This is a genomic window from Pseudomonas sp. Sample_24 (assembly GCF_004307605.1).
Classification (GTDB): domain Bacteria; phylum Pseudomonadota; class Gammaproteobacteria; order Pseudomonadales; family Pseudomonadaceae; genus Aquipseudomonas.
Window position 1 is genome coordinate 1 of sequence record NZ_RCNW01000280.1, and the last position, 5,377, is coordinate 5,377.

5 protein-coding genes are annotated in these 5,377 nt (G+C 59.5%); 2 read left to right on the forward strand and 3 right to left on the reverse strand.

The annotated features are described in order from the left end of the window. On the forward strand, window positions 1-1,023 hold a 1,023-nt coding region (locus tag D8V06_RS15635; protein ID WP_130931259.1), incomplete at its 5' end, for an FMN-binding glutamate synthase family protein. A 35-nt stretch (window positions 1,024-1,058) separates the two neighbouring features. Here the strand turns inward: D8V06_RS15635 and D8V06_RS15640 are convergent. The 3 genes from D8V06_RS15640 to D8V06_RS15650 are packed head-to-tail and all read right to left on the reverse strand — an operon-like array spanning window position 1,059 to window position 3,936. Next, window positions 1,059-2,576 carry a glycosyltransferase family 39 protein gene (locus D8V06_RS15640; RefSeq protein ID WP_241667827.1) on the reverse strand — a complete coding sequence of 506 codons (1,518 nt, stop codon included), beginning with the start codon at window positions 2,574-2,576 and terminating at the stop codon, window positions 1,059-1,061. Window positions 2,577-2,599: 23 nt separating this feature from the next. After that, on the reverse strand, window positions 2,600-3,565 hold the full coding sequence (locus tag D8V06_RS15645; protein WP_130931261.1) for a glycosyltransferase family 2 protein: 966 nt from the start codon (window positions 3,563-3,565) through the stop codon (window positions 2,600-2,602). Next, window positions 3,562-3,936, reverse strand: coding sequence for a GtrA family protein (locus tag D8V06_RS15650; RefSeq protein ID WP_130907899.1), 375 nt, complete (start codon window positions 3,934-3,936; stop codon window positions 3,562-3,564). Before D8V06_RS15650 ends, D8V06_RS15645 begins: the two co-directional genes overlap by 4 nt. A gap of 252 nt (window positions 3,937-4,188) precedes the next feature. Here D8V06_RS15650 and D8V06_RS15655 point away from each other — a divergent pair, with 252 nt between their 5' ends. Further along, window positions 4,189-5,325, forward strand: coding sequence for an OpgC domain-containing protein (locus D8V06_RS15655; RefSeq protein ID WP_130931262.1), 1,137 nt, complete (start codon window positions 4,189-4,191; stop codon window positions 5,323-5,325). The last annotated feature ends 52 nt before the right edge of the window (window positions 5,326-5,377 follow it).

Here is a 5,377-nt window from a genome sequence, read left to right on the forward strand (position 1 = left end):
CGCGAACACGGCGGCGACCTGACCTGGGAACTGGGCAGCGGCTACTTCGGTTGCCGCACCAGCGACGGCCGCTTCGACCCGGAACGCTTCGCCGCACAGGCGCAAACACCGCAAGTACGGATGATCGAAATCAAGATGAGCCAGGGCGCCAAACCCGGTCACGGCGGAATCTTGCCCAAGCACAAGGTCACCCGGGAAATCGCCGAGACCCGCGGCATCCTGATGGGTGAAGACTGCATCTCGCCGTCTCGCCACAGTGCGTTTTCCACGCCGATCGAATTGATGCATTTCATCCAGCAATTGCGTGAGCTGTCCGGCGGCAAACCGGTGGGCTTCAAGTTCTGCCTGGGGCATCCGTGGGAGTTCATGGGTATTGCCAAGGCGATGCTGGAAACCGGCATTCTCCCGGACTTCATCGTCGTCGATGGCAAGGAAGGCGGCACCGGCGCGGCGCCCGTGGAATTCACCGATCACATCGGCGTGCCGATGCGTGAAGGTCTGCTGTTCGTACACAACACGCTGGTCGGCCTGAATCTGCGGGACAAGATCAAACTCGGCGCCAGCGGCAAGATCGTCAGCGCTTTCGACATCGCCAGCGTGTTGGCCATCGGTGCCGACTGGGCCAACTCGGCACGCGGTTTCATGTTCGCCATCGGCTGCATACAGTCGCAAAGCTGCCATACCAACAAATGCCCGACCGGTGTCGCGACTCAGGACGCCCTGCGTCAGCGCGCGCTGGTGGTGCCGGACAAGGCCCAGCGCGTCTACAACTTCCACCGCAACACCCTCAAGGGCCTGGCCGAAATGCTCGCTGCGGCCGGTCTCGAACATCCATCGCAATTGTCGGCCAAGCACCTGGTGCGGCGCATGTCGGCGACCGAAATCAAGTTGTTCTCGCAACTGCATGTGTTCCTCAAACCCGGTGAGTTGCTGACCGGCGAAGTGAATGGCGAGTTCTATTCGCGGATGTGGCAGATGGCGCGGGCGGACAGTTTCGAGCCCAATGAGATTGCGGCGGCCTGACGCCGATAGTGCGGCGCTGAAGATTTGGGATGACTTCAGCGTCCGCCGTCCAGAATGAACAGGCGAGCTTCGGCTTCATTCCCTTTGACCGTCAGCGTCTGCTTCCAGTCCTTGGGGAATGTCACTACGTCCTCGGGCCTGGGCTTGCCCGTCACCCACCAGATTCTTTTGGCGACGGGCTTCAAGGTCGATACATTGCTGAAAAAAATCCAGTCCAGACGCTGCGGAATGAGGCGCCAGCCGCCATAGTCGTAAGGCCCCTGCGGCGTCCCGTCCGGCGAACGGGAGATGTAGAGCCTTGGCTGGATACCCGTGGCGTTGTAGTAAGTGAAAGGCAGATACCAGAACAGACCATCGACCACGATCTCATCGCCTGCCTGGGCCTGGCGATTGATGCCCTCTGCCACCGAATCCAGCCAGGCCAACTTGCGAACGTCGGTACCATTCAAACCGTCCTCCTGTGCATAGACCTTCAGTGCGCCATGCACCTCGGCGGCTAGAAACAGACTCAGACAGAGGTAAGCCATCAGCGGCCGCTGTTTTGCCAGTCCATCCAGGGCGAGCGCCGCAAGCAGAGGCAAGCCGAGTGCGGCAAACACCAGGTAACGCGTGACGAACACCGGAATGATCAAGGACACCAGAAAAACCGCGATGGCCGGCACAAAGAAATAAGCCATCAACAGGAACGTCGAGCGGCGATCAGCACGCCCGTACCGCAATGCCAGGCCACAACAGGCGAGCATCAATGCAGTGACCAGCACCGCCCACCACAACCCGCCACCGGTCGCCGACACCATCATGATGCAGCGCGAAACAAGCCCCGGCAGCATCTCCCAGGTTGTGGGTGCCACCCACTCGAGCCCATCCATACGTCTGAGCTGATCAATGAGATTGGGCAACCAGGGCAGGTAGAGCGCGACTATCGCGACATTGGCCATCAGCCATTTTCGAATGGGCAACGCCGCCGGCTCACCATCCCCAAATCCCGACCAGTACAGCCAATGTACTAACACACACAGCGCGGCAAAGTAGTGGGTGTAAAACGCCGCAGCCATCAGCAGGACATAGGCAATCGCGTAAAGCCGCGCTTGCGGCTGCCGGCTCCAGCACACCAAAGCGACCGTCGCCGCCATCAGCCAAAAGCCGAGCAAGGTGTACATGCGCACTTCCTGGCTATAGCGAAGCGAGAGCGGCAACAGCACCAGCATCAGTCCGGCAAAGATCGTCGCTCTGCGCGTCGCGACGAGGCTCATCAGTTTGAGGCAAAGCATCAGCGCCCCCACGTCCGCCACCGCACTCAGCCCGCGCAAGGAAATCACGCTGTGACCAAACAACAGCACCCAGTAATGCAGAATCACATAATAGAGCGGCGGGTGAACGTCACGGGCCGTTGCGGCCCAGATCAGCGCCGGCGAGCGCTCACTCAGCAACACACTGAAGGCTTCGTCATACCAGATCACCGGAACAGACATCCCGTGGAACCTGAGCAACAGCGCCAGCATAACCAACGCCATCAATCCCGCACGGTACAGCCGCTGCTGGCTCACAGGCATCTCAGCCACCCGCGTTATCGTGCTCACAGGCTTTTGGTCATCGCGGGTTTTTCTGTCGTCTTGTGGGTACTTTTTACGATGTCCTTGATGACATACCGCGGCCGATGCTTGGCCTCGATGTAGATCCGCCCGATGTACTCGCCGAGGATGCCGATGCCGATCAGTTGCACGCCTCCAAGGAACAGAATGGCGGTCATCAAAGAGGGGTAACCGGGGACGCTGTTGCCGTAGACAATCTTGTCCAGCACCATGTACACCGCGTACAGCACAGCGAACAATGACACAAGACCACCGACATAGGTCCAGAGCCGCAACGGCACGGTGCTGAACGACGTGACCCCTTCCAGCGCCAGGTTCCACAGTTTCCAGCCATTGAATTTACTGTTGCCCGCTACTCGCGGGGCGCGCTCGTAGCTGACTACAACGGTGTTGAAGCCGGCCCAGGACAGCACGCCTTTCATGAACAATTGATGCTCGGGCAACGCGCGAATCACATCGACCACCTTGCGGTCCATGAGGCGGAAATCTCCGACGTTCTCTTCGATGCGCGTGTACGAAATGCGATTCAACAGGTGGTAGAACAGCGACGCACTGTGCCGCTTCAAATAGCTGTCAGACCGTCGATCGCGACGCTTGGCCAACACCACATCGGCGCCTTTTTGCCATTTTTCGATGAGCAACGGGATCACGCTGATCGGGTCCTGCAGGTCGACGTCCATCGGGATCACCGCATCACCGGTGGCATGCTCCAGTCCGGCGAACAGTGCCGGCTCCTTGCCGAAGTTGCGGGAGAAATTGATCAGCATCACCTGATCATCCGACTCTGCCAGGGCTGCGGCCTGCTCAGCAGTGCGGTCGGAACTGCCATCGTTGATGAAGACGATTTCGACGTCGATATCGCCCAGTTTCAATTCACGGCGCACCGCCTGATAAAACAGGTTGATCGACTGCTCTTCGTTGAACACCGGGACGATCAGCGAGACCTTCATACGCCACGCTCGCGGAACACCACGTACTTGGAAAACAGGAAACCGAGCACCAGGCTCAACGCGGAAAACAGCGCCACGGTCAGCAAACCATGCAGTCGCCACACATCACCGGCATGACCGACGCCGTAACTCAACGCGCCCATCGCTGCCATGAACAGCAGATAACCGCCAACCGACAGCTTGCTGTCAAAGGTGTAGAGCCCATTCATGTAAAAGGAAAACGAGGCGGCCACGCAAAACGCCACCAGATTGCTGACCGCCTGGCTGAACCCGGCAGCCACGCTGAGCAGGAAAAAGATCTGCCAGTGAATCAGGGTGTTGGCGACCCCGATCACCGTGTAGCTGGAAAACCCACGCCACAGACGTCTCATGCTGACGATCCTTTGCTGGAACCCGTTGCGACTCATATGTATTGGAGCTTGTCTACTGTCAGAATTCGCAGGTTGTCGCACCTTTCAGACCAGCGGTTACCCCCTCGGCCCCGGCCAGGAGACATTCCGAAATACCCCGACTTTGCAATTGAGGGCGAATCAGTCCACCCTGCGCGCCGCCGATGAGCGGCAGTTAAACTCTGTCGCCCCGACCACTCCTTTGTTCAACACCCCGTTTACGAGCCTGCCGTCATGACGTTAGTGCGCGATCACCGGATCGACTTTTTTCGCGGTCTGGCACTGATCTTCATCTTTTGGGATCACGTGCCCCACAACCCTTTGGGTCAAATTACCCTGCGCAACTTCGGCTTCAGCGATGCCGCCGAGGTCTTCGTGTTTCTCGCTGGTTACGCGGCGGTGCTGGCCTACGGCAAAATCCTGGCGCGCGAAGGCTTTTTGATTGCCTGCGTGAAAATCCTGCGCCGTGCCTGGGTGCTGTACGTGGTGCATATTTTTTTGCTGGCGATGCTGATGGGCATCGTGTTCTTCGCCAACAGCCACGTGGAAACCCGCGACCTGGTCGAAGAAATGGGCATGCACCACTTCATCAGCGACCCGCAGCAGGCCCTGATCGATGAACTGCTGTTGCGCTTCAAACCGAACCTGATGGACCCGTTGCCGCTGTACATTGTGCTGCTGGCGGGTTTGCCGCTGGTCCTGCCGATACTGGTGCGCAAGACCTGGGTGGTGGTGGCGATGTCAGTCGCGTTGTACCTGATGGTGCCGTTGGCAGACTGGAACCTGGCTGCCATCAAGGATGGGGTGTGGTACTTCAACCCTGTTGCCTGGCAATTGCTGTTTGTCCTCGGTGGCGCCGCGGCCATTCACTCCCAACGCCCGCGCGAGTCCGACAGCCGACCGCTGTGGCGCCAGCCGTTGTTCATGAGCGCGGCGCTGTACGTAATGGCCGCCGGGGTGCTGACCGTCCTGTGGCGCTGGCCGTACCTCCACGACGCCTTGCTGCCGTCGAGCTTGAGCAATCTGCTGTACCCGATCAGCAAGACCAACCTGTCGCCCCAGCGTTTGTTGCACTTCCTGGCGCTGGCGTATGTCACCGCGAAACTGCTGCCCGACACGGGATGGACGCAAAACTGGCTGGCGCAGCAAAGCTGTCGCATGGGCCGTTTTTCATTGGAGATTTTCTGCCTGGGCGTATTGCTCGCGCCGCTGGCGGACATGATCAATGCGCTGACGGACGACGCGTTCGCCATGCAGATTTTCACCGCGCTGGCGGGTGCCGGGTTGATGGCTTTGCTGGCGGTTTGGCTGGAGTTCAACAAACGGCTGAATCAGGTTTCTCCCGCTGGGCTGCGCAGCAGTCCCTTTTAGGGCCGCTTCGCAGCCCAGCGGGACGGTGCGGCGATCCGACGAGCTCCCTCGC

Coding starts and splice junctions, on each gene's coding strand:
- D8V06_RS15640 (WP_241667827.1), bottom strand. CDS start 2,576: ATGCCTGTGAGCCAGCAGCGGCTGTACCGTGCGGGATTGATGGCGTTG.
- D8V06_RS15645 (WP_130931261.1), bottom strand. CDS start 3,565: ATGAAGGTCTCGCTGATCGTCCCGGTGTTCAACGAAGAGCAGTCGATC.
- D8V06_RS15650 (WP_130907899.1), bottom strand. CDS start 3,936: ATGAGACGTCTGTGGCGTGGGTTTTCCAGCTACACGGTGATCGGGGTC.
- D8V06_RS15655 (WP_130931262.1), top strand. CDS start 4,189: ATGACGTTAGTGCGCGATCACCGGATCGACTTTTTTCGCGGTCTGGCA.